This is a genomic window from Enterobacter sp. 198 (assembly GCF_009025585.1).
Classification (GTDB): domain Bacteria; phylum Pseudomonadota; class Gammaproteobacteria; order Enterobacterales; family Enterobacteriaceae; genus Enterobacter; species Enterobacter ludwigii.
In genome coordinates, this window is the sequence record NZ_WCIM01000024.1 from 100,189 (window position 1) to 125,780 (window position 25,592).

The window sequence follows — 25,592 nt, forward strand, 5'->3', positions numbered from 1 at the left end:
GCGCCGTCTGTGAAAACAGTGACATACCATTTTGACCTCTTTTCACATTTTTCGATGAGAACTCTCTATCAAAGCGCTCTTTTGATAAAAAAATATTGTCACGCCCAGGGGTGGGAAAACGCGCAGTAACCCCGCAGAATGTTAGCGTGCTCACCATCCTGTTTTCCCTGGAGGGAAAATGTCCCGCGTATCACAGGCGAGGAGCCTGGGTAAATATTTCCTGCTAGTCGATAACATGCTGGTCGTGCTCGGCTTTTTTGTCGTGTTTCCTCTTATCTCGATCCGCTTTGTCGATCAAATGGGCTGGGCGGCGCTGATGGTTGGCATCGCGTTGGGTTTACGCCAGTTTGTCCAGCAAGGCCTTGGGGTGTTTGGCGGTGCCATTGCTGACCGCTTCGGCGCGAAACCGATGATTGTGACCGGTATGCTGCTTCGTGCGGCAGGCTTTGCCACGATGGCGGTTGCCCATGAGCCCTGGCTTCTGTGGTTCTCCTGCTTTCTCTCCGGGATCGGCGGAACCCTGTTTGACCCGCCGCGCACCGCGCTGGTAGTGAAGTTAATTCGCCCGCAGCACCGCGGACGTTTCTTCTCGATTTTGATGATGCAGGACAGCGCGGGCGCGGTAATTGGCGCGCTTCTGGGGAGCTGGTTGCTGCAGTACGATTTCCGCCTGGTCTGCGCGGCTGGCGCGGTGCTCTTTATTCTGTGCGCCCTCTTTAATGGCCTGTATCTGCCAGCATGGAAATTGTCGACGGTGAAAGCGCCGGTACGCGAAGGGCTGGGCCGCGTCCTGCACGACAAACGTTTTGTCACCTACGTATTGACCCTGACGGGTTACTACATGCTTGCCGTGCAGGTGATGCTGATGCTGCCTATCATGGTCAATGATATTGCAGGAACCCCGGCCGCCGTGAAATGGATGTACGCCATCGAAGCCGCGCTTTCGCTGACGCTGCTCTATCCGATTGCCCGCTGGAGCGAACGGCGTTTTCGCCTGGAACATCGTCTGATGGCCGGGCTGTTTTTAATGACGCTGAGCATGATGCCCATCGGTCTGGTGAATTCTCTCCAGCAGCTGTTTACGCTGATTTGCACCTTCTATATCGGCTCTATCATCGCCGAGCCGGCTCGTGAGACGCTGAGCGCCTCGCTTGCAGATGCGCGTGCCCGCGGCAGCTATATGGGGTTCAGCCGACTCGGTCTGGCCTTTGGTGGGGCTTTGGGTTACGCCGGCGGCGGCTGGCTGTTTGATGCAGGCAAAGCGCTGAATCAGCCGGAACTGCCGTGGATGATGCTCGGCGCGGTGGGCTTTATGACGCTGCTGGCCCTCTGGTGGCAGTTCAGCCAGAAGCGCAGCGCAAGCGGTATGCTCGAACCGGGCGCGTAGCCCTTCCCTCTGGCGGGAGGTCGCTCCCGCCTCACTTCTCAGTTTTTTCTGCTGGTTTCTGCCATTTCACACTGACATACTGACGTAACAGGACAGAAGCGCCGATTTTTCGTTGAGGAACACTATGAAGAAAATTGTCATTGCCGCTGCATTCATTGTCAGCGGTCTGCTGGTGGGCTGTAACCAGCTTACGCAATACACCGTCAGTGAACAGGAAATTAATCAGGCGCTGGAAAAACATAACAACTTTTCAAAAGACATCGGCGTGCCCGGGCTTGCCGATGCGCATATCGTCCTCAGTAACCTGACCAGCCAGATAGGACGTGAAGAGCCAAACAAAGTGACGCTGAACGGGGATGCAAACCTCGATATGACCTCCCTCTTCGGCAACCAGAAAGCCAATATCAAGCTGAAGCTAAAAGCGCTGCCGGTCTTTAACAAAGAGAAAGGGGCTATTTACCTGCAGGAGATGGAAGTCGTCGATGCGGAAGTCACGCCGGACAAGATGAAATCTGTGCTGCAAACCCTGATGCCTTATCTGAATCAGTCGCTGCGTAACTATTTTAATCAGCAGCCAGCCTATGTCTTAAGTGAAGATAAGAGCAAGGGTGAAGCGCTTGCGAAAAAGTATGCTAAAGGGATAGAGGTGAAACCGGGAGAAATCATTATTCCCTTCACTGATTAACCCGTAGGGCGCCGAGGCGCCCTTTTTTTTACGGAAAAGTGTGCAAACGAAAACGTTTCCGCTTATGATTTGTGTCCGGCAAAAACAGCCATCCGAATGACTGATTCCTGACAAGCCGGAGCTTCCATGACTGCACAACCCCAGGTTCTTAAAATCCGCCGCCCTGACGACTGGCATATCCATCTGCGCGATGGCGATATGCTCAAAACCGTCGTGCCTTATACCAGCGAAATTTATGGCCGCGCGATTGTCATGCCTAACCTGGTGCCACCAGTCACCACCGTCGATGCGGCAATTGCGTATCGCCAGCGTATTCTGGATGCCGTCCCGGCGGGCCATGATTTCACCCCGCTGATGACTTGCTACCTGACCGATTCCCTGGATCCAAACGAAGTGGAGCGCGGGTTTAACGAAGGCGTATTCACCGCTGCGAAACTTTACCCGGCCAATGCCACCACCAACTCCAGCCACGGCGTTACCAGCATTGATGCCATCATGCCGGTGCTGGAGCGCATGCAGAAACTGGGTATGCCGCTGCTGGTTCACGGTGAAGTCACGCATGCCGAGATCGACATCTTTGACCGTGAAGCCCGTTTTATCGACACCGTGATGGAGCCCCTGCGTCAGCGCCTTCCCGCGCTCAAAGTGGTCTTCGAGCACATCACCACCAAAGATGCCGCGGAGTATGTCCGCGACGGTAACGAGCTTATCGCCGCCACCATCACGCCACAGCATTTGATGTTTAACCGTAACCACATGCTGGTTGGCGGTGTACGTCCACATCTGTACTGCCTGCCGATCCTCAAGCGTAACATTCACCAGCAGGCGCTGCGCGAACTGGTTGCCAGCGGTTTCTCCCGCGCGTTTCTGGGCACGGATTCCGCACCTCATGCGCGTCATCGCAAAGAAGCAAGCTGCGGCTGTGCGGGCTGCTTTAATGCCCCAACTGCTCTCGCCAGCTATGCAACCGTGTTTGAAGAGATGAATGCCCTGCCGCATTTCGAGGCGTTCTGCTCACTCAATGGCCCCCGTTTTTATGGGCTGCCGGTCAATGAGACCTTCATTGAGCTGGAACGTAAAGAGAGCCAGGTTGAGGAAGCCATTCCACTGACCGATGACACGCTGATCCCATTCCTGGCAGGTGAAACCGTTCGCTGGACGGTAAAACGCTAAAAAATCAGTGCCCCTTGTTGTCAAACCGATAATATGCCTGTATAAATACACAGTATATTACACAGGGGGCATTTATGCGTATTGAAGTCACCATAGCCAAAACTACTGTTCTGCCTGCTGGCGCGCTTGATGCGCTTGCAGGCGAATTATCCCGTCGTATTAACAACACCTTTCCCGAAAACGACGGTGCCGTAACGGTGCGTTACGCGGCCGCAAACAACCTCTCCGTCATTGGCGGCGCGAAAGAAGATAAAGCGCGTATCACCGAAATCCTGCAGGAAACGTGGGAAAGCGCCGACGACTGGTTCATCACAGATTAACACTGCTCCCTCATTGTGTTTTTTTGCCGGGTCGCCCCGGCTTTTTTTCGCCTGAAAATCCAGAAAGTTCAAATTAATTCGGCAACTTCTTTAAAAATCGTGAACAACATGGTGTTTTATTGTTCGAACAATCCTAAAAAGCAGAAAAATGTGTTGCTAGCTGTTTATTTTTCCCTTAGGAACCCTTATTACTTGTATACTGAAGTTGCTTCAGAAAAACATGCATTGAACCTCGAAGTCGTTGTCTTCTAACACGCATTATGGGGGTTATAATGGAAAAGAATAGCGAAGTCATCCAGACCCACCCACTCGTTGGCTGGGATATCAGTACCGTAGACAGCTACGATGCACTGATGCTGCGTTTGCACTACCAGACCCCAAATCAGCTGAACCGTGAAGAAGCGGAAGTTGGACAGACGCTGTGGCTTACGACAGACGTCGCCCGTCAGTTTATTTCTATTTTGGAAGCAGGCATCGCAAAAATAGAATCTGGCGACTACCAGGAAAATGAGTATAAACGGCATTAGCGTTTAGCCCACTTTTCACTCTACAGGCACCCTCGGGGTGCCTTATTTATTTCTCCCTTGTATAAGCCCCCGATGTTAATTACTCTGCTAACAAAGCGTTAGTTTAAGAGATGCCCATGAAATATGATCTGATTATTATTGGTAGCGGCTCCGTTGGTTCTGCCGCCGGATATTATGCCACCCAGGCTGGCCTCAAGGTTCTGATGATAGATGCCCATCTTCCCCCTCATTCAGAGGGAAGTCATCATGGCGATACTCGCCTCATTCGTCACGCCTATGGTGAAGGCGAGCGCTATGTCCCGCTGGTACTTCGCGCGCAAGCGCTCTGGGACGAACTGGCTAAACAGACTGAGGAGCGCATTTTCGAACGCACGGGTATCATTAACCTTGGTCCTGCCCGCTCTGATTTTCTCGCCAGCGTCGAACGCAGCGCGAAGACATTCAACCTGGACGTTGAGAAGCTCGACGCGGCGGGGATCATGTCACGCTGGCCGGAAATCACCGTCCCGGACGATTATGTTGGTCTCTTTGAAGCCCATTCTGGGGTGTTGCATTGCGAAACAGCAATAAAAACCTGGATAGCGCTGGCCGCGAAAGCAGGCTGCGCCCAGCTTTTCAATTGCCCGGTCGAGGCCATTAAACATGACGCTGACGGCGTCACGGTGACAACCCTGGACGGAGAGTACACGGCCTCCCGATTGCTCATCAGTGCAGGTACCTGGGTAACCCGTCTGCTGCCAGACCTGCCCGTACAGCCGGTGCGCAAGGTCTTCTCCTGGTTCCAGTCTGATGGCCGTTACAGTACGCAGAATAAATTCCCGGCGTTCACCGGCGAGTTACCCAACGGCGATCAGTTCTACGGCTTCCCTTCGGATAAAGACGCGCTCAAAATCGGGAAACACAATGGGGGACAAATTATCTCCTCTCCTGAAGAACGTAAACCGTTTGGCGCCTACCCACAGGATGGCTCTGAAGCCTTCTCGTTCCTGCGAAATATTCTGCCGGGCGTCGGTGGCTTACTCTATGGCGCGGCATGCACCTACGACAACACCCCGGACGAAGACTTTATTATCGATACGCTGCCCGGGCATGAGAACACATTGCTCATCACCGGTCTGAGCGGTCACGGCTTTAAGTTCGCGTCGGTGCTGGGTGAAATTGCCGCGCAGTTTGCCCAGGGTATTACACCGCAGTTTGATCTGACGCCCTTCTCTCTTTCACGTTTTAACGGATAATCCACCACGGGCTTCGGACGTTCCGGAGCCCGTCTTTTTGTTACGGTTTACGGGGCGCTATGCGCAAAGTTGTGGGTTTTCTCATCAATAATATTCGTGAGCATTTGATGCTCTATATCTTATTGTGGGCGCTGCTGGCCATCATTGATTTTATTTACATTGTATTTTACTGAAAGCCTGCCTGACATTTATTGACATTACTTTATATTTACTTAAGTTAGAACAATTCCTCAATTAGCCCTTTGTTAAGTCTTGCACGAAGACATTGAATTACCTTTGCGGATCATTTTCAAAACCGCTGAAATAAATAAAATAAAAATCAATATCGACTTATTTCAGTTGCAATATCATTCCTTCCCGTTCATTTTTACTGCTCTGTTTATTTGATAATGGTAATCCTGATGCAATTGCGTAACACCTCCCGGCGCTATGGAATAATATCCATAAGCTTGCACTGGATATTTGCTATTGCGGTCTATGCCATGTTCGGACTTGGCCTCTGGATGGTGACGCTCAGCTATTACGATGGCTGGTATCACCAGGCCCCGGAGCTGCATAAGAGTATCGGCGTGCTGCTGATGATGGGGCTGGTTATTCGCGTGATCTGGCGACACATTTCACCGCCGCCTGCCGCGCCAAAGACCCACAGTAAATTTACCCGTATCAGCGCTGTTGCCGCGCATATTACGCTTTATGCGCTGCTCTTCGCTCTTCTGATCAGCGGCTATCTCATCTCGACAGCAGAGGGTAAGCCAATAAGCGTTTTTGGCATTTTTGATGTCCCGGCAACGCTTGCCGATGCGGGATCACAGGCCGATATTGCCGGGGTGATTCACCTCTGGCTGGCATGGAGCGTGGTTATCCTGTCCGTGCTGCACGGGCTTGCCGCCCTTAAACATCATTTCATCGATAAAGACGATACGCTAAAGCGCATGCTTGGCCGCTCGTCAGTTGACTCTGGAGCTTAAAATGAAAAAACACCTGCTGGGTATCGCACTGGGTTCTCTGTTATTTACCACCGGCTCAGCCGTTGCTGCTGACTATAAAATTGATAAAGAGGGCCAACATGCTTTCGTCAATTTCCGTATTCAGCATCTCGGGTATAGCTGGCTGTATGGCACCTTTAATGATTTTGACGGCACATTCAGCTTTGACGAAAAAAATCCTGCCGCCGATAAAGTCAACGTGACCATTAATACCAACAGTGTCGACACCAATCATGCAGAACGCGATAAACATTTGCGCAGTGCGGAATTCCTGAACGTGTCTAAATTCCCACAGGCTACCTTCACCTCCACGGAAGTGAAAAAAGATGGCGATAAGCTGGATATTACCGGCAACCTGACGCTCAACGGCGTGACAAAACCGGTTACGCTGAATGCAAAATTAATGGGCCAGGGTGACGATCCGTGGGGGGGTAAACGTGCCGGATTTGAAGCCGCAGGTAAAATTCACCTGAAAGACTTTAATATTACTACCGATTTGGGCCCGGCTTCTCAGGATGTCGAACTGATTATTTCCGTTGAAGGCGTTCAGCAGAAGTCATAATAACGACGCCCGGCAGGCTTTCACACTGCCGGGCATCAGCCTTATTCAGGGTCGGGAATACCCAGTTTGGTGTTCAGACGGCCACGGGATTTATTAAAAATCTTGTTACCGTTTTCCCGTCCTGCACGACGACGGCGCTGCTCCTCTTCCGGCAGCATACTCTCTTCACTGCACAGTTCGCTGCAGCATCCGTTAAATTTCTCGGCACAGGTCGGACACTGAATAAACAGCAAATGACATCCGTCATTTTTGCAGTTGGTATGGGTATCACACGGCGTACCGCACTGGTGACAGTGGGCAATCACATCCTCTGAAATACGCTCGCCCATTCGTTCGTCAAAGACAAAGTTCTTACCGATAAAACGCACCGGTAAACCCTGCTCACGGGCACGGCGGGCGTACTCTATAATGCCGCCTTCAATGTGCCAAACCTTATTAAACCCGTTGTGCTTCATCCAGGCGCTGGCCTTCTCACAGCGGATCCCACCGGTACAGTACATCACGATCTTTTTATCTTTATGTTCCTGCATCATCTCAACCGCTTTTGGCAGTTGCTCGCGGAAGGTATCAGCCGGAATTTCCATCGCGTTTTCGAAATGCCCCACTTCATACTCATAGTGGTTACGCATATCGATGAACACCGCATCCGGATCGTCCAGCATCGCATTCACTTCCGCCGCTTTCAGGTATTCCCCGACATCAGCGGCGTTAAACGCCGGATCGTCAATACCGTCCGCGACAATGCGTTCACGCACTTTCATGCGCAGTACCCAGAATGATTTACCGTCATCATCCAGGGCAATGTTCAGGCGTACACCGTTGAGAGCCGGATCGAACCCGTAAAGCAGGTCGCGGAAGGCGTTTACTTTGCTTTCCGGTACGCTGATCTGGGCATTGATGCCTTCACGGGCAAGATAGACGCGACCGAAAACATTCAGCGTCGTGAAGGCCTGATAAAGCGCATCGCGGGTCGCTTGTGGATCGTTGATGGTGAAGTATTTGTAGAATGAGATTGTCGTGCGCGGTTCGGTTTCAGCCAACATACGCGCCTTTAACATCTCATTCGAAACGCGGTTGTGTAACACTGGCATGGTGTACAAGTCCTGCAATCGTTAGAGAGAATGAAAAATCGGTCGGCATCATATAGCAAACAATGACAATTTACATCCACACAATTTACGCTACATTTCACACACCCTAGTTAGTCAGACTTATCAATTGCTGCATTCGTACACGTTTCGAAGACAGACATTTTGGCTACGCCTCAAAAAATGAGACAATAGCTAAACAGGACGTTAGAACACAGGAAAGACATGACCCAGTTACCGAAATTTACTGTCGCCCTTTTGCATCCCCGCTATTGGTTGACCTGGCTTGGCATTGGTTTTTTATGGCTGATGGTCCAACTCCCTTACCCTGTGATTTTCCGTGTGGGCAAATGTGTGGGCCGTATTGGTCAAAAATTCATGAAACGCCGCGCCAGGATTGCCTACCGCAACCTTGAGCTGTGCTTCCCGCAGATGAGCGAGGCGGAACGTCATGAGATGGTTACCAGGAATTTCGAATCCGTTGGCATGGGGCTGATGGAAACCGGTATGGCGTGGTTCTGGCCAGACAAACGGATGGCCCGCTGGAGTGAAGTCACTGGGACGGGTATGGAGCCTGTGCATACGCTTCAGGCCAATAAGACAGGCGTACTGCTGATTGGCGTGCATTTTCTGACGCTGGAGATCGGTGCGCGTATGTTTGGCATGCAGGCACCCGGTATTGGTGTTTATCGCCCTAACGATAACCCGGTGATCGATTTAATCCAGACCAATGGTCGTATGCGCTCCAATAAAAGTATGATCGACCGTAAAGACCTGAAGGGGATGATCCGCGCGCTGAAATCAGGTGAAGTGATCTGGTATGCCCCTGACCACGATTATGGCCCGCAATCCAGCGTATTTGTCCCGTTCTTCGCCGTTGAAGAGGCGGCCACAACCACCGGTACCTGGATGCTGGCGAAAATGTCCAAAGCCGCGATCGTCCCGTTTGTCCCGCGTCGCAAGCCGGATGGCTCAGGCTACGAGTTAATGATGCTCGAGCCGGAACTCGCGCCGCCGCTGGACGATGCGGAAACGACCGCTCGCTGGATGAACAGAGTGGTTGAGAAATGCATCATGCTCGCGCCGGAGCAGTATATGTGGCTCCATCGTCGCTTCAAAACGCGGCCAGAGGGTATGCCGTCGCGCTATTAATTTTCCGTGCGGCCATCAGGGCCGCACGCTCATTTAGCTTTAAAAGCGCCTCCGCATTGCAGCGATCATAACCCAGGCGCATACTTAGCAGGCTTATTACTTCAGGCCTATGGTGCTCTGCACCTCATTATGCGGATTGTTATGTCACCCTCAGATGCCCCCATAAACTGGAAGCGTAACCTCACGGTTGCGTGGCTTGGCTGTTTTCTCACCGGTGCGGCGTTTAGCCTGGTGATGCCCTTCCTGCCGCTTTACGTTGAACAACTTGGCGTCACCGGTCACAGTGCGCTCAATATGTGGTCTGGCCTGGTCTTCAGTATCACCTTTCTCTTTTCCGCGATTGCTTCGCCCTTCTGGGGTGGCCTTGCCGATCGCAAAGGACGAAAGATCATGCTGCTGCGTTCGGCACTGGGGATGGCCATCATCATGGCGCTGATGGGCCTTGCGCAGAACGTCTGGCAATTTCTGATTTTGCGCGCGTTACTGGGCCTGCTGGGGGGCTTTATTCCTAACGCAAATGCGCTCATCGCCACCCAAATTCCGCGACACAAAAGCGGCTGGGCGCTCGGCACGCTCTCCACCGGTGGCGTGAGCGGCGCATTGCTGGGACCGCTGGCAGGCGGACTGCTGGCGGATAACTACGGCCTGCGTCCGGTCTTTTTCATTACTGCCAGCGTCCTTTTTCTCTGCTTTATCGTCACGCTGCTCTGTATCCGTGAACGTTTCACCCCGGTCCCCCGAAAAGAGATGCTCCACGCACGGGATGTGCTGACCTCGCTTAAAAACCCCAGGCTGGTGCTAAGCCTGTTCGTAACGACCCTGATTACTCAGGTAGCAACCGGGTCGATTGCCCCTATTCTGACGCTCTACGTTCGCGATCTGGCCGGTGACGTCAGTAATATTGCATTTATTAGCGGGCTTATCGCGTCGGTGCCCGGCGTGGCGGCGCTGCTCAGCGCCCCGAGGCTGGGAAAACTGGGGGACCGCGTGGGCCCGGAAAAAATCCTGATATGCGCCCTGGTGATTTCCGTTCTGCTCCTCATTCCGATGTCGATGGTACAAGCGCCGTGGCAACTTGGCTTGCTGCGTTTCTTACTGGGAGCGGCAGACGGCGCGTTACTGCCTGCGGTTCAGACCCTGCTGGTTTACAACTCAACGAACCAGATAGCCGGCCGCATTTTTAGCTATAACCAGTCATTTCGCGATATCGGCAACGTCACCGGACCGCTGGTCGGTGCCGGGATTTCCGCCAGTTTTGGTTTCCGCGCCGTGTTTATCGTCACCGCGGGCGTGGTGTTGTTTAATGCGATTTATTCGTGGTTCAGTTTATCGAGGGCTTTACGACCGGTCGTTAATAAGACAAACGCGTGACAGCTTATTTTTGCATTCATACTTGCAGAACCCGATATTCAGCTATTCTTTCCCTGAAACCTTCAGGAAAACAGGGAGACACCAATGACCATGTACGCCACACTGGAAGAAGCTATTGATGCCGCTCGTGAAGAGTTCCTCGCCGATAATCCTGGCGTTGATGAAGAAAATGCTGACGTGCAACAACTTAATATCCAGAAATACGTTCTGCAGGACGGGGATATTATGTGGCAGGCCGAATTCTTTGCTGATGATGGCGAGGAAGGAGAATGTTTGCCGGTCCTGAGCGGAGAAGGTGCGCAGGCCGTCTTTGATGGCGACTATGACGAAATCGAACTACGGCAGGAATGGCTTGAAGAAAACACCCTGCACGAGTGGGATGAGGGCGAATTTCAGCTCGAGCCGCCGCTGGATACGGAAGAAGGACAGACCGCAGCCGATGAGTGGGATGAGCGTTAATTTCCCCTATTCATAAGGGCCGTGCTGAGCGTCGATCGGCAGCAATAGCGTATCGAATACCAGTGAAAACGGTAAATCGAGCACGGTGAGATAGCGCCACGCTGAGTCACGTACATCCCATTTTACCCCGGGGTAGTACTGATTACCGTGGCCTTGCCCTGGAATGGTGCGGCTGATGATGCTGCCACAGCCGCTGAGTAAACACGCCATCATCACGGCGAGGATTATTTTCATCAATGACCTCTAAAAAAATACCGGCTTTTCAGCCGGTATTTTTATTTGCCGGGTAGCATAACGCCGCCGGGCACAGAAGGCTTACTTCGCCTTCAGCGCGAGTGGATTAATTTTAATCTCTTTATAGTGGCTGACCCACGAAGAGTATTTTTCCGGCGCAGACCACACACGGTAGTGAAGGCGTGCCATCGTAACCGGATCGCTCAACAGCACCAGACGACGGTCGCGGTTGAGTTTTTCCGGCGTATCATTCAGCGCCTGCTCAACGTGACGATCGCGGGCAATCTCAAGTACCTGGCTTGCACGGTGACGCGCTGTCGCCATGGCCGTCGCCAGAGCGTTAAATGACGGGTTAAACACCGCGTGCATAAAACCATCTTCCAGCGAACGTTTGCGGTTCTGCTCCAGATACGTGTCGGTATCCACCAGCACCTGTGGCGGCGAATACTCTTCCGGGATCAGGAACAGTTTCCAGCGTTTGGTACGCAGCCCCACCGTTGAACGGCTCGAAATCACTGACACAAACGGTGACAGGATCAGCGAGAAGACAATCGGTGCCAGCCAGAACAGGAAGCGCAGATCCAGCCAGGCCATACCTGCCGCCCATACCAGACCCAGCAGCAGCTGCGAGCCATGACGCATGAAGGCTTCCCCCCACGGCGTGGAGTCATCATCACGCTGCGGTGAATTCCAGACCACTTCCCAGCCGAGGAACGCGCTGACCACAAACACGGTATGGAACAGCATACGCACCGGCGCCAGCAGCACCGAGAACAGCACTTCCAGCAGAAGCGAGAGCGTCACGCGGCAGAAACCACCGTACTCTTTCGAGCCTTTGCACCAGATCAGAATGATACTGAGCAGCTTAGGCAGGAACAGCAGCACCATGGTGGAGGCAAACAGCGCAATCGCCAGCTCCGGACGCCACTGCGGCCACACCGGGAACAGCTGGCGCGGTTGCAGGAAGTATTGCGGTTCCGTCAGAGCATGCACCACCTGTAGCGCAGTAGAGAGCGCAAGGAACATAAACCACAGCGGTGCGGAGAGATAAGACATTACGCCAGTCAAGAACACAGCACGGTGAACCGGGTGCATCCCTTTTACGAGGAACAGGCGGAAGTTCATCAGGTTACCGTGACACCAGCGGCGGTCACGCTTGAGCTCATCCAGCAGGTTCGGCGGCAGCTCTTCGTAAGATCCCGGCAGGTCGTAGGCGATCCAGACGCCCCAGCCAGCACGACGCATCAACGCCGCTTCCACGAAGTCGTGCGACAGAATAGACCCCGCAAACGAACCTTCACCCGGCAGCGGAGCCAGCGCACAGTGCTCAATGAACGGCTTCACGCGGATAATGGCGTTGTGACCCCAGTAGTGAGACTCACCCAGTTGCCAGAAGTGCAGACCAGCGGTAAAGAGCGGCCCGTAGACGCGGGTTGCAAACTGCTGGCAGCGCGCATAAAGCGTGTCCATACCGGACGCTTTTGGCGAAGACTGGATAATCCCCGCATTCGGGTTGGCTTCCATCAGACGCACCAGACCGCTCAGGCAGTCGCCGCTCATTACGGAGTCAGCATCCAGCACGACCATGTAGCTGTACTGATTCCCCCAGCGACGGCAGAAGTCATCGATGTTTCCGCTTTTACGCTTCACACGACGACGACGACGGCGGTAGAAGATCTGGCCTTCACCCTGCACTTCCGCGATCAGTTCCATCCAGGCTTTTTGCTCGGCAACGCAGATGTCCGGGTTGTAGCTGTCACTCAGGATATAGACGTCAAAATGCGCCGCGTTACCGGTTGCCTTTACGGACTCCCAGGTCGCACGCAGACCCGCAAATACGCGGTCAACGTCTTCGTTACAGATAGGCATGATCAGCGCCGTACGGTGCTCAGGATTAAGGGGTTCATCCCCGACCGTTGAGGCTGAAATGCTGTATTTGTCCCGCCCCATCAGCAGCTGCAGGAAGCCCATCAGCGCGGTCCAGAAACCGGCTGACACCCAGCAGAAGAGAACGGCAAACAGCAGAAGAATGCCGCTCTGCAGGATATACGGCAGCAGCTGCATGAAGGAGACCCAGATATCCTGGCCCATCATGTCTGCAGGGTTGATAAGTGCCCAGCCCTGGTAAGGCAGAATGGTTTTCATGTACCAGGTGGCGACCACGGTCTGCGCCAGCGTCAGTAACAGCAGAATGTAACGACGAATGGTCCCCACGGTACGCCATTTCTGTTCGGAGGCCTGCTCTTCTTTCGTCAGGCGCGACAGATAGCGCGGCGTAACATCACGCCCACGCAGGCGATCCCAGAAGCGGCCAACCGGGTTGGTGCGCCACGGGTCAGGGAACATTGAGGAACGCGTGGCTTTCGGCATTGCCTGAAGCTGATCGCGTCCTTCGTCGTCTTTAATCAACTGCCCTTCTGCCAGCGAGTCTGGCCATGCCTGCTCCAGACGCGCCTTTACTGACCCCAGCGGCGTATCATCGTCACGGGAAAACGGACGATGTTCGCCATCCAGCGCGGTATGCACCGCGCGGATGTCGCTTTTAGGCAGCGCCGCTTTTTCAATGTCCGTCAGCGGCATGGCATCAATATATTCAGATGTATTATTCATTGGCAGGTAGCTGATAGCTCCAGGTTTCACTCAGCGGCTGATCGTTACTGACCAGCGCAGCACGCATTTCAGTGGTCTGTTTCGGATCTTTCACTTTCACGCGCAGCGTCAGACGCCAGCCTTTCGTTACCGGGTTATAGCGTACGGTGTTCTCAACGATTTCACCGTTATCACCGATGCTGGCCTGAGCCGCAACGGCAGTATCCGGGGACAGTTTTTTCATATCCTGGCCCGCGAAGTCCACAACAAAGGCCACGGTGCCATCAGGCTGACGGATCAGGTTAGACTGCTTCACATCACCCGTAGAACGGCGAGTCTGCATGACGTACGCGTTATCCGGCGCATGCAGTTTGTCTTCGTCGCGGCTAAAGGTAATGGTGTATTTGAAGTTCATCTCTTTACCGGCTTCCGGCAGCTGATCCGGCGTCCAGTAAGCAACGATGTTATCGTTGGTTTCGTCATTGGTTGGAATTTCAACCAGCTCAACCTTACCTTTACCCCAGTCACCTTTCGGCGTGACCCAGGCGCTTGGGCGCAGGTCATAGCGGTCATCCAGATCTTCAAATCGGGAGAACTGACGGCCACGCTGCAGGAGGCCGAAACCTTGCGGGTTTTCCATCGCAAAACTGCTGACAGCCAGATGTTTCGGGTTATTCAGCGGACGCCAGATCCACTCACCATTACCTGCATGAATAGAAAGACCGTTGGAATCGTGCAGTTCCGGGCGGAAGTTCGTCGCCGGTGACGGCTGATTCGGCCCAAACAGGAACATACTGGTCAGCGGTGCAACGCCCAGTTTGCCGACTTTATCGCGCAGGTAAACTTTGGACTGCACGTCAACGACCGTGTCACGGCCAGGCATAATCACAAAGCGATAAGCACCGGTCGCACGCGGGGAATCCAGCAGTGCATAAATAGTCAGGCGTTTGTCGGTAGGTTTTGGACGTTCAATCCAGAACTCGCGGAAACGCGGGAACTCTTCACCTGATGGCAGCGCGGTATCAATGGCGAGGCCACGCGCAGAAAGCCCGTACACCTGCCCTGCCCCGATCACGCGGAAGTAGCTGGCACCGAGCATGCTGACGATTTCGTCGTTTTTATCTTTGCTGTTGATCGGGTAAAGCACCTTGAAGCCAGCGAAGCCCAGGTCTTTAACCGTATCTTTATCGTGCTGAACATTGCCAAAATTGAAGTAATCCGGGCTGTACTTGATTTTACGTACCGCGGTAGCCGTCACTTCATTAATGGCAACAGGCGTGTCGAAGTACATTCCCTGATGATAAAACTCAAGCTTGAACGGGGTTTTAATGTTGTTCCAGTACGCTTTGTCATGGTTGAACTGGATCTGCTGATAGTCCGCATACTTCATGTCGCGGAAAACGGAGGGCAAGTTACTTTTTGGCGCTTCGTAGCTCTTGCCTGCCATCGATTTTGCCTGTTTTGCGACATCGTCGATGTTAAAGGCCAGTGCCGATGAGGTATACAGAGATAACACCACTGCAGCACCCAACCAACGCATTTTCATCATCTGTGGTTTATGTTTCATAATAAGTAAGCACTTCCCCCTTTGTGTGCTTATATCGATCCGATCCATTTTAATGGAAACTCAGGCAATCCGACAACATTATCACTGCTTTGTTCAGCTCGCTGGCTCATGGATTAAGCAAATGAAAGAACCCGCTTTTCACTTTGCGTGCTTATCCTGGAGACAGGGTGTCGGTCTTGGTGTAGGGTTGGCTTCGAATGTAACCATTATGAGTCTTAGGGATAAGGCGAAAAGTCTGAGAATGCACAAAGTTATATGAGCTCAACACCTGTAGAACGTGAATATTTCCTCGACTCGATCCGGGCATGGCTGATGCTGTTGGGGATCCCCTTTCACATTTCACTGATTTACTCCAGCCACACCTGGCATGTGAATAGCCAGATGCCCTCCTGGTGGCTCACGCTGTTTAATGACTTTATCCATGCCTTTCGTATGCAGGTGTTTTTTGTCATATCCGGCTATTTCTCCTACATGCTGTTCTTACGCTACCCGGTAAAACGCTGGTGGAAAGTGCGCGTGGAGCGTGTGGGCATTCCGATGTTGACCGCCATTCCCCTGCTGACGTTGCCGCAGTTTATTATGTTGCAGTACGTCAAAGGCAAGGCGGAGAACTGGCCAAATCTGACGCTGTATGAAAAGTACAATACCCTGGTCTGGGAACTGGTGTCTCACCTGTGGTTCCTGCTGGTCCTGGTGGTGCTCACCACGGTCAGCCTGGTCATTTTCAGCCGCCTGCGCCATCGCCTGAGTACCCAGGCCGATACCTTCTTCGCCAACATTACGCTGGGTAAACTGTCTCTGCTCTTTTTGCTGCTGGGGATCGCCTATGCGGCCGTGAGACGCACGCTGTTTATCGTGTATCCGCCGATACTGAGTGACGGGCTGTTCAATTTCGTCGTGATGCAGTCGCTGTTTTACATCCCCTTCTTTTTAGCCGGTGCGCTGGCATTTATTCATCCCAAACTTAAATCGCTGTTTACCACCCCGTCGCCATGGTGCGCCCTGGGTGCCGCTATCGCGTTTGCGGCCTATCTATTAAATCAGCGCTATGACAGCGGCGATGGCTGGATGTATGAAACAGAAAGCGTGATCACCATGCTGCTGGGTCTGTGGATGGTGAATGTGGTCTTCGCGCTGGGACACCGCTTGCTGAACTTTAAGTCCAGCCGCGTGACCTACTTCGTCAATGCTTCACTGTTTATTTACCTGGTGCACCACCCGCTGACGCTGTTCTTCGGCGCTTATATCACGCCACATATTGCGTCCAACACGCTGGGTTTCTTTACCGGACTGGTCTTTGTGATTGGGATTGCCATCGTGCTTTATGAAATCCATCTGCGGATCCCGCTCCTGCGTTTCCTCTTTTCAGGAAAACCGCAGGCTAAAGCCTCATAAACAAACGCGGCGCACTCAGTGCGCCGCGTTTGTTTTAGCTCTCTACGTCCTGTCCACGCTGCGTGAGAAGCCGCTGATAAAGGTGCGTGGTTTCTTCGTCGAAACAGACAAAAATCACCTTCTCAGGCATCGGCTTGAGGGAGAGGTATCGGTGAACGGTCTCTACCGCGATCGTGGCAGCGGCAGGTTTTGGATATCCGTATACCCCAGTGCTGATAGCCGGAAAAGCCATCGTCTTATAGCCGTTATCCGCTGCCAGGCGCAGGCAGTTGCGGTACGCCTCCTCCAGAAGACTCGCCTCATGCCGATCGCCGCCATGCCATACAGGCCCCACAGCGTGAATCACCGCTTTGGCAGGAAGATCTCCCGCGAGGGTAATCACCGCATGACCCGGAGGACATTCACCCTGCTGCTGACGCACAGCTTTACAGGCCTCAAGGAGCTGCGGTCCTGCAGCCCGGTGGATTGCGCCGTCAACACCGCCCCCGCCCATCAGTGATGGATTGGCCGCATTAACGATCACGTCGACGTGCATCGTCGTAATATCGCCATGAATGACTTCAATTTGCGGTTTCATACGTACCCTCTGCTACCCGCCTTTTTCTTAAGTGTATCGCAGAGGAGGTATGGATAAAAAACTATCGGGGAAAAACCTCTTCCGCCGGGGAGCGGAAGAGCGAGAATTAACGATACTGAATTTGAACAACCGCGAGCGTTTTTTCGGGATTAAGGTACTTCATGCTGAGAGTTGCGAGGCTGGAATCGTTGACCTGACCGTTAAGTACATCTTCATAGCTGACCCTGCGCGTTTGCATCCGATTATTATCCGGACATGTCATTGCAAACGCGTCATGATGCGGTGTGACCACGCAGGGGTCTGCGACAATAGCGCCGCGAAAATGAATCACACCACCGTCGACAATCGTGGCTGAAAAAGCGGGAGTAATAAATGCAGAGAGGATCAAACCTAAACCATAAACCCGTCGGGCTAAATATTTGGTCACTATATGTACTCCTCAATGAAAGTCGTCCTTGAGGGGTAAACGCGCTCCGCTAGGGCAAACGAAGCATCACGTTATGGAACAGCACTGCACAGTTCCTGATAACAGCATAGCTCAACCGCGCACGCCCGCCATATCCACAACGTCTTGATTTCATAATCATTAGAGCGCACTTCCCGCCGGGGACCATTGCTGTGATAAATGAAGCGATTTCCCGTCAGAGACGGTGACAGTAATGTTCACCTTGTCTCCGGAATCTATATTTAAACTCAGCCGCATTAAATCAATCGTCTGATTAGCGGGAATAAAAAGTGTGTTTTGTTGCCGTGAAGAACTTTGCCCCCCCTGCCCCTGTCGCAAAGAGACAATCTGCACCTGACATTCACACGGTTCCGTCAGAATAACCTGCGGAATAATGGTGGTCATATTTCCCTGTTGCGATGTTTTAAACGTGATCTGACTGGAAAGCGCCGCGAGGAGAATTAAGGTATTCATGATGAACTCCCGAAAAAAAACAGGGCAAATGCCCTGTTTTTTGTAGCACAGACTGGAAATTAATACTGATGTGCAGTCGCGTGGTTGCCAAAACCAACCTGCTGAACAGTCACAGTGGATCCGGATGCGGTTTGATCAACAGCAGCACCGTTGCCACCACCGTACTGGCTAACGTTCATCACCGAGTGGTTACCATTCCACTGGTCAAGCGTTGCGCTGTTACCGAAACCATTCTGAGTCAGACTAATTGAGCTGTCATCAGAGCCCTGGCCAACGTCAGCGCCGTTACCGCCGCCACTCTGATTAATGGTCAGTGTGGAATTTCTCGCACTGGTTTGCAAAGCGAGAGCCGAGTTACCGCCACCGTACTGGTAAATGCTCAGCGTTGAATTTGGACCACTGTCATGACCACCGTGGCCATGCCCGTTACCCCAACCGCCTTGATTAATACTACCGGCCATAGCACTACCAGAAACTACGATTGCTGCAATTGCTGCCACTTTGATAAATTTCATGGTAAACCCCCATCGGATTGATTAAAGTCGCCGCTAAATAACTAACGCTGAATAACGCGAATCGCCATTTGCGACTGTCTCTGCACTACAACTGCGGTTTTCTGCGTACCGTACTGCGTAATATTTGCTCTATTACCCGACCCTTTTTGGATAATTTTCGCACTATTACCATATCCATCTTGCGTAATACCTGCATCATTCGCGCTACCGCTCTGATCGATCCAAGCAATATTATAAGTCCCTGATTGATCAACTCTCGCTCTGTTGCCTGCTCCATCCTGAGAAACAATGGACAATAATTTTGACCCGTCCTGGCGAACCTGAGCATCATTTAACATGCCCTGCTGACCAATAATGGCTGCCTGATTTAATGATGAACGACTTAATTCATTAACCGTGAAGTTATATTCAGCGTTAGCCAAATCTGAATCAGCCGCGATTACAAATCCAGGCGCACCCAGTAATGTAAACATCATAAATAACGATGTATTTTTCATGTTGTCACCCTGGACCTGGCTATTTGATAACGCCATAACCTTGTTACTGTGACTTCGTGTTAGAACGACTCGTAATTTGTTAACGCGTCGTTACGGTGATGAGTATGTCTGCCGAAACATTTTAAATATCTCACCCGCGTGGCTTATTTTTATTTATCACGTCACCTCAAAGTAGTAATTCCATGCAAAAAAACGTTATAGACCGGGGTTCTTATTTTTCTATTAAGCTTTTCTTAATAATCGATTACGCAGCGGGACGAGAGGGGTAAAGCCCCCATGCAACGGACGCTAAACGAAACGCCAGGAGGACATTTTACACAACACGTGACACGAGACCTGTTTTCTTAAGACGCAGCACCGTTCATTACAGGACTTAGAAAATCTCTGTGACTCATACCTCTTTACGGGAAGAAATAAATAATTAATATTCATAAAAATCAAATGATTATAAATATTTGTATGATTTTTAAAATCTGTGCAGGGTTATTTATATGTACAACTTTCTTATCATTCCACAACATTTAAAAGAGTCCAATTTCACAAATTAATATTGATTTTTACATCCTGTTACACGTTTAACACTTGCTTTAAAGTTAGTAATAGCTAGATTGAAATCAGATGTACGAAATTTGTTTTATATTTACCTCCTGCTGGAGGTTATGGTTTTTTTCTTCACACAGCAGTGCAACATCTGTCAGTACTTCTGGGGTCCTCTTTTTTATCTGGAGGACCGCTGTCAGGTGTCATAAAAAAGTGGGGTTTCATCATGTATAATGAAGTCCAAAGTTTACATGGTCATACGTTACTGTTGATCACAAAACCTTCGTTGCAAGCGACCGCTTTATTACAACATTTAAAGCAATCGCTGTCTCTGCACGGGAAATTACATAATATTCAACGTTCTTTTGATGATATTGCACCTGGCAGTATCATTCTGATTGATATGATGGAAGCGGATAAAAAGCTTATCCATTACTGGCAAGATAATTTAAGCAGGAAAAACAATAATATCCGCGTGTTATTATTGAATACCCCTGATGAGTATCCCTTCAGAGATATTGAAAGCTGGCCGCATATCAATGGTGTGTTCTATATCACGGAAGAAGAAGATCGGCTGGTCGAAGGTCTGCAGGGTATATTGCGCGGCGAGTGTTATTTTTCGCAAAAACTTGCCAGCTACCTCATCACGCACTCCGGAAATTACCGCTATAACAGTTCAGAGTCAGCGCTGCTAACGCACCGTGAGAAAGAGATCCTGAACAAATTGCGCATTGGTGCTTCAAATATTGAAATCGCCCGTTCGTTATTTATCAGCGAAAATACGGTAAAGACGCACCTTTATAATCTTTTCAAGAAGATAGCTGTTAAGAACCGAACTCAGGCTGTTTCATGGGCAAACGATAACCTCAGGCGTTAATCAAATGAAACGCACGTTGAGTTGGATCGCCGCAGCGAGTTTTATGCTCGCTGCCGGGAACGTACGGGCCGTCGAGGTCGAAGTTCCTGGATTGTTAACAGACCACACTGTCTCCTCGGTCGGGCACAATTTTTATCGTGCATTCAGTGACAAATGGGACAGTACATTTACTGGAAATATAACAATCAACGAGCGGCCCAGTGCACGATGGGGAAGTTGGATAACAATAACGGCTAATCAGGACGTTATTTATCAAACATTTTTATTCCCCACGAAAATAGACTTCGATAAAAACGTAGCCTTAGCACTGGCTCAATCAGAAGATGCTATTAATCGCCTGCAAATTGATAAAGCGCTATTAAGCACCAGCGATTTAGCAAAAGACGAATTCTAGCGAACCTATATCCGGAGGCTGTCATGCGTATTGCATATGCAGTTGTTTCGATAATGCTAATCACCCCTATAAGCTGGGCCGGAAATATGACGTTCCAGTTCCGTAACCCTAACTTTGGCGGTAATCCCAATAATGGGGCGTTTCTGTTGAACGAAGCCCAGGCGCAAAACTCCTATAAGGATCCCAGCTTTAAGGATTTTAGCGTCGATACCCCATCGGCACTGGACAACTTCACGCAGGCTATCCAGTCGCAGATTTTGGGAGGGTTGCTGACCAACATTAATACCGGCAAACCCGGCCGAATGGTGACCAACGACTTCATTGTCGACATCGCCAACAAGGACGGACAACTCCAGTTGAACGTTACCGATCGAAAAACCGGGAAAACCTCCACCATTCAGGTTTCCGGTCTACAAAGTGATTCAACGAACTTTTAAACAACAACGAAATAAGGACAACGATCATGCAGCGCTTCCTGATATTTGTTGCAGTGTGCTTATTGAGCGGTTGTTTAACTGCTCCACCTAAAGAAGCTGCAAAACCAACATTAATGCCTCGGGCTCAAAGCTATCGTGATTTAACACATTTACCTGCGCCGACCGGTAAAATATTTGTCTCGGTTTACAACATTCAGGATGAAACGGGACAATTTAAACCTTATCCGGCAAGTAACTTCTCTACGGCAGTCCCACAGAGCGCCACCGCCATGCTGGTGACCGCTCTGAAGGATTCGCACTGGTTTATTCCTCTGGAACGTCAGGGTCTGCAGAACCTGTTAAATGAACGGAAAATTATTCGCGCTGCGCAGGAAAATGGCACCGTCGCGAATAATAACCGCATGCCGCTGGAATCACTGGCCGCGGCGAACGTCATGATCGAGGGATCGATTATCGGTTATGAAAGCAACGTTAAATCGGGTGGTGTGGGCGCGCGTTACTTTGGTATCGGTGCTGATACGCAATATCAGCTCGACCAAATCGCCGTTAACCTGCGTGTCGTCAACGTCAGCACGGGTGAAGTGCTCTCTTCGGTAACGACCAGCAAAACCATTCTTTCTTATGAAGTGCAGGCCGGGGTTTTCCGCTTCATCGATTACCAGCGTTTGCTGGAGGGTGAAATCGGGTATACCTCTAACGAACCGGTCATGATGTGTCTGATGTCAGCCATAGAAACCGGAGTAATCTTCCTGATTAATGATGGTATCGATCGTGGATTGTGGGACCTGCAGAACAAAGCAGAGGCGCAAAACCCGATACTGGTTAAATACCGCGATATGTCGGTGCCTCCGGAATCCTGACAGGAAGCGCATAAAAAAGGCGAGATCATCATCTCGCCTTTTTTTATTCGCTTACCGCAGTGATGTTTTGCGCTTTATCCCGTCTGGCGGCCAGCCAGAGGCCGCTGTTCTTCATGGCATAGCCAAACACCAACCCCAGCATTAGCGAGGGAAGCACCAGCGCCCAGTCCCCCTGCCCTGCAAACGTCGCGCATGCGCCCATAAAGGTACCGGGTACAAACGACAGCAGCATATGCTTTGCCTGGATACACATCAAAAACGCGACTACGCCGGTCATGATATAGCCCAGGATCTCCAGATGCGGGGCCAGCGCGCTGCCCTTCATAATCACGAGTGCCCAGATAACGCCGCTCATCAGGGTACAGCCAGAGATGAATAGCCCTTTTACGCCGCCCTGCGGGCAGGCAAAGTAGGCCGTACAGCCCAGAAACCCGGCCCAGCTGAGCAACCCGAGAGAGACCGCCACCCATCCCCATAGTCCGGAGAGAATGCCTGTCGTTAATGCGATACACAGTAATATGTTCATGGCGCGCATCTTAGCAGAAGCGCGCCATGGAAATGAGATCAGATGCACATTACGTGCAAGATGAAATGTATGGTTGCAGAATTTATGTGACCTAAATCACTCCTCATCCTCTTCTTCCAGCTCATCCCACATTGCCGCAATGGCGTCGCGGGTCAGCGGAGCCAGCGTTCTCCAGAACGGCGAGGTCGCATGTGCTTCAACTTTGCCGAGGAAAGTACCGCACCACGGCAGCAGATACGCTTCGAAGAGCGTTTCGATAGCCTCGTTCTCATCATCAGCGGCGTGATCTTCAATCCAGGATGCAGCCAGCAGCAGCGTTCCGATATGGTCCGCAGGGGTATCTGTCAGCGGCATTCCGCGTTCAGAGAGAAACGCGCGCACTTCCGCTTCCGTCGCCCCTTCCTGCCAGGCTGAACGGTACGGCGAAACGCGGCATTCGTCGCCAATAAACAGTGCGTTGTAATCCGTTGAAATCTGCTGCATATCGCAACTTTTTTGCAGACGCTCCAGCAACTCATCCTGTTCCAGCGGCCAGTTTTGCGCCAGTTTCCCTTCACGAATCAGGGTAAAGAGTGGAACCAGCAGCGGGTCTTGCGGCTGACGATAGAACAGCGTACCCAGCACGCGGCAAAGGATGGAAAACTCATTCATTTTTTTATTCCATTACACAATTAAAGATCGGCAAATTCATCAATCGGATCCATTCCGCGTGACTCGAGGAAATCAAGCATGCGGCGTGGGGTAACGTTAAGGATCCTGTCTTCCGGGAAATCCACGTCATTCAGTATTTTCAGGCATTCACTAAAATCACCCAGCGTAAACGCGGTATGGGAATCGGAACCCAGCGCCACCATGCCACCGGCATCCCGCACTGCAGCTGCCACGGCGCGACAGTTTGCTTCACTGCCCTTACGCGAGTGAACAAAAGAAGAGTTATTGATCTCCAGCGCCACGCGGTGTTTCGCTGCCGCCTGGGCAACAGACTCGATATCAATCGGGTATTTAGGATTACCCGGATGAGAAATAATGTGCACGTTGCCGCTGGCTATGGCAGCAATCATCGCCCGGGTGTTCGTCTCTTTATCCTGCGGCGCGAAAACCGGCTCGTGGAAACCGGCAAGGATCAGATCCAGAGAGGTCAGCATCGGTCCGGTACAGTCGATTTCACCGTCTGTATTTTTAATGTTTGCCTCGATACCGCGCAGTATCCCAATACCGTCCACCAGACGTGGCCAGATCCGCATATTCACAAAATGCCAGTAGTGCGGCGCATCTGCCATGTCCGGGCCGTGATCGGTAATCGCAAAAAGCGTAATGCCCTTGCGTTTCGCTTGCGCGATATAATCATGGAGGTTGCTATACGCGTGGGTACTGGCGACGGTGTGCATATGCAGGTCAACGGGATACATCTTTCTCTCCTCTGCGGTTTTTCCAAAGGATAGCAGTTATCTGCAGCGAATATTAGCAAAAACCCGGCTAACGCCGGGTTTCACTCAGTAGCCGCGCTGTCTGTCGACCTGTCCGGTTACCGGATGGCCCTGCTCCATCTCACTGATGGTGTGGGTAATATAGGCCACAGCTTCCGCCGGACGCGTGACCGCTGCAATGTGCGGCGTCATCGCCACACGCGGATGTGCCCACAGCGGGCTTTCTGCCGGTAACGGCTCGCGGCTGTACACATCCAGCATCGCCCCTTTCAGTTTTCCGCTGTTCAGCGCCTGCAGCAGATCGGACTCAACAAGGTGTACCCCGCGCGCCAGGTTCATTACGTAACTCTGGTCAGCCAGTTGATTAAGCAGTGCACCATTGATAATCCCCACCGTTTCGGCCGTATTTGGCAGCAGGTTGATGAGCACGCGCGTACCGTTCAGGAACGCAGGAAGCTCATCAGCGCCGGCAAAACTTTCTACGCCCGGATAATCCTTGCGGCTACGGCTCCAGCAGCGCAGTGGGAAGCCCCATGGGGCAAGTGCTTCAGCGACTTTTGAGCCGAGCACGCCAGCCCCGAGGATACCAATGGTAAAATCTTCGCGCTGATAATCCGGCAGCGGTTCCCAGTGGGATTGCTGTTTTAGTGCCTGATAGTCGTCGAAGCGGCGGAACCAGTGCAGCACCTGGCTGACAGCATACTCCTGCATTTGCTGGCCCATGCCGGTATCTTCCAGACGGAAAAGAGGGATCTCTTCCGGCAGCATTTCAGGGTGTGCTTTCAGTTTGCTCAGAATCGAATCCACGCCGGCGCCCAGTGCAAAAACGGCCTTCAGTTTACGGCCCTGGAGCATTTCTACCGGCGGATGCCAGACCAGCGCGTAGTCAGCATGTTCGTTATCACCACGTTTCCACTCCCGCACGCGCGCCCCGGGCAACGCCGCCGAAAGTGCCTTAATCCAGTAAGCAGTATCAAAAGTGGGGTGATAGAAGATTATATCCATAGTCATTCCTGCCTTTTATTGCGCTGTTTTGTGTTCATTTTCAACTGGATTGCCAGCATAACAAATTTTTACCGCCACCGCGTTGTTGATAAAAAAGGCGCTTTCAGCACATTTAAAAGCCATGTTGACTGAAGTTTGTCTAAATGCACTGATTTACTGAAAAAGTGAGTTGACGCCAGTTCGGCTTTTCCTTACATTAGCGCCCGTCCCGGCAACAACGGGATGACAATATGGTGAGGTGTCCGAGTGGCTGAAGGAGCACGCCTGGAAAGTGTGTATACGGCAACG

General features: G+C 51.7%; 30 protein-coding genes. 17 read left to right on the forward strand and 13 right to left on the reverse strand.

What is annotated here, in order from left to right:
* Positions 1-178: 178 nt before the first annotated feature.
* The 9 genes from mdtH to F8561_RS16445 all read left to right on the forward strand — a co-directional run bounded on the left by mdtH (position 179) and on the right by F8561_RS16445 (position 6,875).
* The gene (mdtH, locus tag F8561_RS16405; protein ID WP_014169547.1) at positions 179-1,387 is read left to right on the forward strand and encodes a multidrug efflux MFS transporter MdtH; all 1,209 of its coding nucleotides are present in this window, start codon (positions 179-181) and stop codon (positions 1,385-1,387) included.
* Positions 1,388-1,511: 124 nt separating this feature from the next.
* Positions 1,512-2,072: a lipoprotein gene (locus tag F8561_RS16410; RefSeq protein WP_020884685.1), complete on the forward strand. Its 561-nt coding sequence runs from the start codon at positions 1,512-1,514 to the stop codon at positions 2,070-2,072.
* 126 nt (positions 2,073-2,198) lie between these two features.
* Positions 2,199-3,245 carry a dihydroorotase gene (gene pyrC, locus F8561_RS16415; RefSeq protein WP_149376674.1) on the forward strand — a complete coding sequence of 349 codons (1,047 nt, stop codon included), beginning with the start codon at positions 2,199-2,201 and terminating at the stop codon, positions 3,243-3,245.
* A 74-nt stretch (positions 3,246-3,319) separates the two neighbouring features.
* On the forward strand, positions 3,320-3,565 hold the full coding sequence (dinI, locus tag F8561_RS16420) for a DNA damage-inducible protein I (RefSeq protein WP_020884687.1): 246 nt from the start codon (positions 3,320-3,322) through the stop codon (positions 3,563-3,565).
* A 272-nt stretch (positions 3,566-3,837) separates the two neighbouring features.
* Positions 3,838-4,092 (forward strand): biofilm formation regulator BssS, encoded by a 255-nt coding sequence (gene bssS / locus F8561_RS16425; protein WP_008500827.1) that lies wholly within the window; start codon positions 3,838-3,840, stop codon positions 4,090-4,092.
* A 116-nt stretch (positions 4,093-4,208) separates the two neighbouring features.
* The gene (solA, locus tag F8561_RS16430; protein WP_020884688.1) at positions 4,209-5,327 is read left to right on the forward strand and encodes an N-methyl-L-tryptophan oxidase; all 1,119 of its coding nucleotides are present in this window, start codon (positions 4,209-4,211) and stop codon (positions 5,325-5,327) included.
* 59 nt (positions 5,328-5,386) lie between these two features.
* On the forward strand, positions 5,387-5,500 hold the full coding sequence (locus F8561_RS16435) for a DUF2770 family protein (protein WP_032670549.1): 114 nt from the start codon (positions 5,387-5,389) through the stop codon (positions 5,498-5,500).
* Positions 5,501-5,728: 228 nt separating this feature from the next.
* Positions 5,729-6,295 carry a cytochrome b gene (locus F8561_RS16440; protein WP_032670551.1) on the forward strand — a complete coding sequence of 189 codons (567 nt, stop codon included), beginning with the start codon at positions 5,729-5,731 and terminating at the stop codon, positions 6,293-6,295.
* Position 6,296: 1 nt separating this feature from the next.
* Complete coding sequence (locus tag F8561_RS16445) at positions 6,297-6,875, forward strand: YceI family protein (RefSeq protein WP_020884691.1); 579 nt, start codon at positions 6,297-6,299, stop codon at positions 6,873-6,875.
* A gap of 41 nt (positions 6,876-6,916) precedes the next feature.
* Here the strand turns inward: F8561_RS16445 and F8561_RS16450 are convergent, their stop codons facing one another.
* On the reverse strand, positions 6,917-7,966 hold the full coding sequence (locus F8561_RS16450) for a rhodanese-related sulfurtransferase (RefSeq protein ID WP_032677865.1): 1,050 nt from the start codon (positions 7,964-7,966) through the stop codon (positions 6,917-6,919).
* A gap of 222 nt (positions 7,967-8,188) precedes the next feature.
* On the opposite strand from F8561_RS16450, the gene F8561_RS16455 reads away from it, so the two are divergent.
* From F8561_RS16455 to F8561_RS16465, 3 genes are all read left to right on the forward strand, one after another.
* A complete protein-coding gene (locus F8561_RS16455; RefSeq protein ID WP_014169534.1) occupies positions 8,189-9,115 on the forward strand; it encodes a Kdo(2)-lipid IV(A) acyltransferase in 927 nt (308 codons plus the stop codon).
* Between the two features lie 141 nt (positions 9,116-9,256).
* A complete protein-coding gene (mdtG, locus tag F8561_RS16460; protein ID WP_151887714.1) occupies positions 9,257-10,486 on the forward strand; it encodes a multidrug efflux MFS transporter MdtG in 1,230 nt (409 codons plus the stop codon).
* 84 nt (positions 10,487-10,570) lie between these two features.
* Positions 10,571-10,945 (forward strand): MysB family protein, encoded by a 375-nt coding sequence (locus F8561_RS16465; protein ID WP_086532695.1) that lies wholly within the window; start codon positions 10,571-10,573, stop codon positions 10,943-10,945.
* Between the two features lie 6 nt (positions 10,946-10,951).
* On the opposite strand, the gene F8561_RS16470 is transcribed toward F8561_RS16465, so the two are convergent.
* The 3 genes from F8561_RS16470 to mdoG all read right to left on the reverse strand — a co-directional run bounded on the left by F8561_RS16470 (position 10,952) and on the right by mdoG (position 15,335).
* Positions 10,952-11,179: a YceK/YidQ family lipoprotein gene (locus tag F8561_RS16470; protein WP_020884695.1), complete on the reverse strand. Its 228-nt coding sequence runs from the start codon at positions 11,177-11,179 to the stop codon at positions 10,952-10,954.
* 81 nt (positions 11,180-11,260) lie between these two features.
* Positions 11,261-13,789 carry a glucans biosynthesis glucosyltransferase MdoH gene (gene mdoH, locus F8561_RS16475; RefSeq protein WP_032681268.1) on the reverse strand — a complete coding sequence of 843 codons (2,529 nt, stop codon included), beginning with the start codon at positions 13,787-13,789 and terminating at the stop codon, positions 11,261-11,263.
* Positions 13,782-15,335, reverse strand: coding sequence for a glucans biosynthesis protein MdoG (gene mdoG, locus F8561_RS16480; RefSeq protein WP_025204472.1), 1,554 nt, complete (start codon positions 15,333-15,335; stop codon positions 13,782-13,784). The genes mdoH and mdoG overlap by 8 nt, the downstream gene beginning before the upstream one ends.
* A gap of 255 nt (positions 15,336-15,590) precedes the next feature.
* Here mdoG and mdoC point away from each other — a divergent pair, with 255 nt between their 5' ends.
* Entirely contained in the window at positions 15,591-16,730 is a 1,140-nt protein-coding gene (gene mdoC, locus F8561_RS16485) for a glucans biosynthesis protein MdoC (RefSeq protein ID WP_151887715.1), read from the forward strand.
* 34 nt (positions 16,731-16,764) lie between these two features.
* Here the strand turns inward: mdoC and ymdB are convergent, their stop codons facing one another.
* The 5 genes from ymdB to csgB form a co-directional block, all read right to left on the reverse strand.
* A complete protein-coding gene (gene ymdB, locus F8561_RS16490; protein WP_151887716.1) occupies positions 16,765-17,307 on the reverse strand; it encodes an O-acetyl-ADP-ribose deacetylase in 543 nt (180 codons plus the stop codon).
* 106 nt (positions 17,308-17,413) lie between these two features.
* On the reverse strand, positions 17,414-17,734 hold the full coding sequence (locus tag F8561_RS16495; RefSeq protein ID WP_014169526.1) for a hypothetical protein: 321 nt from the start codon (positions 17,732-17,734) through the stop codon (positions 17,414-17,416).
* Positions 17,735-17,893: 159 nt separating this feature from the next.
* Entirely contained in the window at positions 17,894-18,226 is a 333-nt protein-coding gene (gene csgC, locus F8561_RS16500) for a curli assembly chaperone CsgC (protein ID WP_014169525.1), read from the reverse strand.
* A 59-nt stretch (positions 18,227-18,285) separates the two neighbouring features.
* Complete coding sequence (gene csgA / locus F8561_RS16505; protein WP_014169524.1) at positions 18,286-18,741, reverse strand: curli major subunit CsgA; 456 nt, start codon at positions 18,739-18,741, stop codon at positions 18,286-18,288.
* Between the two features lie 41 nt (positions 18,742-18,782).
* On the reverse strand, positions 18,783-19,238 hold the full coding sequence (gene csgB / locus F8561_RS16510; RefSeq protein ID WP_020884698.1) for a curli minor subunit CsgB: 456 nt from the start codon (positions 19,236-19,238) through the stop codon (positions 18,783-18,785).
* 766 nt (positions 19,239-20,004) lie between these two features.
* On the opposite strand from csgB, the gene csgD reads away from it, so the two are divergent.
* The 4 genes from csgD to csgG are packed head-to-tail and all read left to right on the forward strand — an operon-like array spanning position 20,005 to position 22,346.
* The gene (gene csgD, locus F8561_RS16515; RefSeq protein ID WP_020884699.1) at positions 20,005-20,655 is read left to right on the forward strand and encodes a biofilm master transcriptional regulator CsgD; all 651 of its coding nucleotides are present in this window, start codon (positions 20,005-20,007) and stop codon (positions 20,653-20,655) included.
* A gap of 4 nt (positions 20,656-20,659) precedes the next feature.
* Positions 20,660-21,049 carry a curli production assembly/transport protein CsgE gene (gene csgE / locus F8561_RS16520; RefSeq protein ID WP_020884700.1) on the forward strand — a complete coding sequence of 130 codons (390 nt, stop codon included), beginning with the start codon at positions 20,660-20,662 and terminating at the stop codon, positions 21,047-21,049.
* Between the two features lie 23 nt (positions 21,050-21,072).
* Positions 21,073-21,486 carry a curli production assembly/transport protein CsgF gene (gene csgF / locus F8561_RS16525; RefSeq protein WP_020884701.1) on the forward strand — a complete coding sequence of 138 codons (414 nt, stop codon included), beginning with the start codon at positions 21,073-21,075 and terminating at the stop codon, positions 21,484-21,486.
* Between the two features lie 26 nt (positions 21,487-21,512).
* Entirely contained in the window at positions 21,513-22,346 is an 834-nt protein-coding gene (gene csgG / locus F8561_RS16530; protein ID WP_014169519.1) for a curli production assembly/transport protein CsgG, read from the forward strand.
* Positions 22,347-22,389: 43 nt separating this feature from the next.
* Here csgG and F8561_RS16535 read toward each other — a convergent pair whose 3' ends face one another.
* The 4 genes from F8561_RS16535 to ghrA form a co-directional block, all read right to left on the reverse strand.
* Entirely contained in the window at positions 22,390-22,872 is a 483-nt protein-coding gene (locus F8561_RS16535; protein WP_073395898.1) for a DUF1097 domain-containing protein, read from the reverse strand.
* A gap of 96 nt (positions 22,873-22,968) precedes the next feature.
* On the reverse strand, positions 22,969-23,523 hold the full coding sequence (locus tag F8561_RS16540) for a molecular chaperone (protein WP_020884703.1): 555 nt from the start codon (positions 23,521-23,523) through the stop codon (positions 22,969-22,971).
* Between the two features lie 20 nt (positions 23,524-23,543).
* A complete protein-coding gene (locus tag F8561_RS16545) occupies positions 23,544-24,281 on the reverse strand; it encodes a phosphatase (protein WP_151887717.1) in 738 nt (245 codons plus the stop codon).
* Between the two features lie 84 nt (positions 24,282-24,365).
* Entirely contained in the window at positions 24,366-25,304 is a 939-nt protein-coding gene (gene ghrA / locus F8561_RS16550; protein WP_020884704.1) for a glyoxylate/hydroxypyruvate reductase GhrA, read from the reverse strand.
* Positions 25,305-25,592 lie beyond the last annotated feature (288 nt).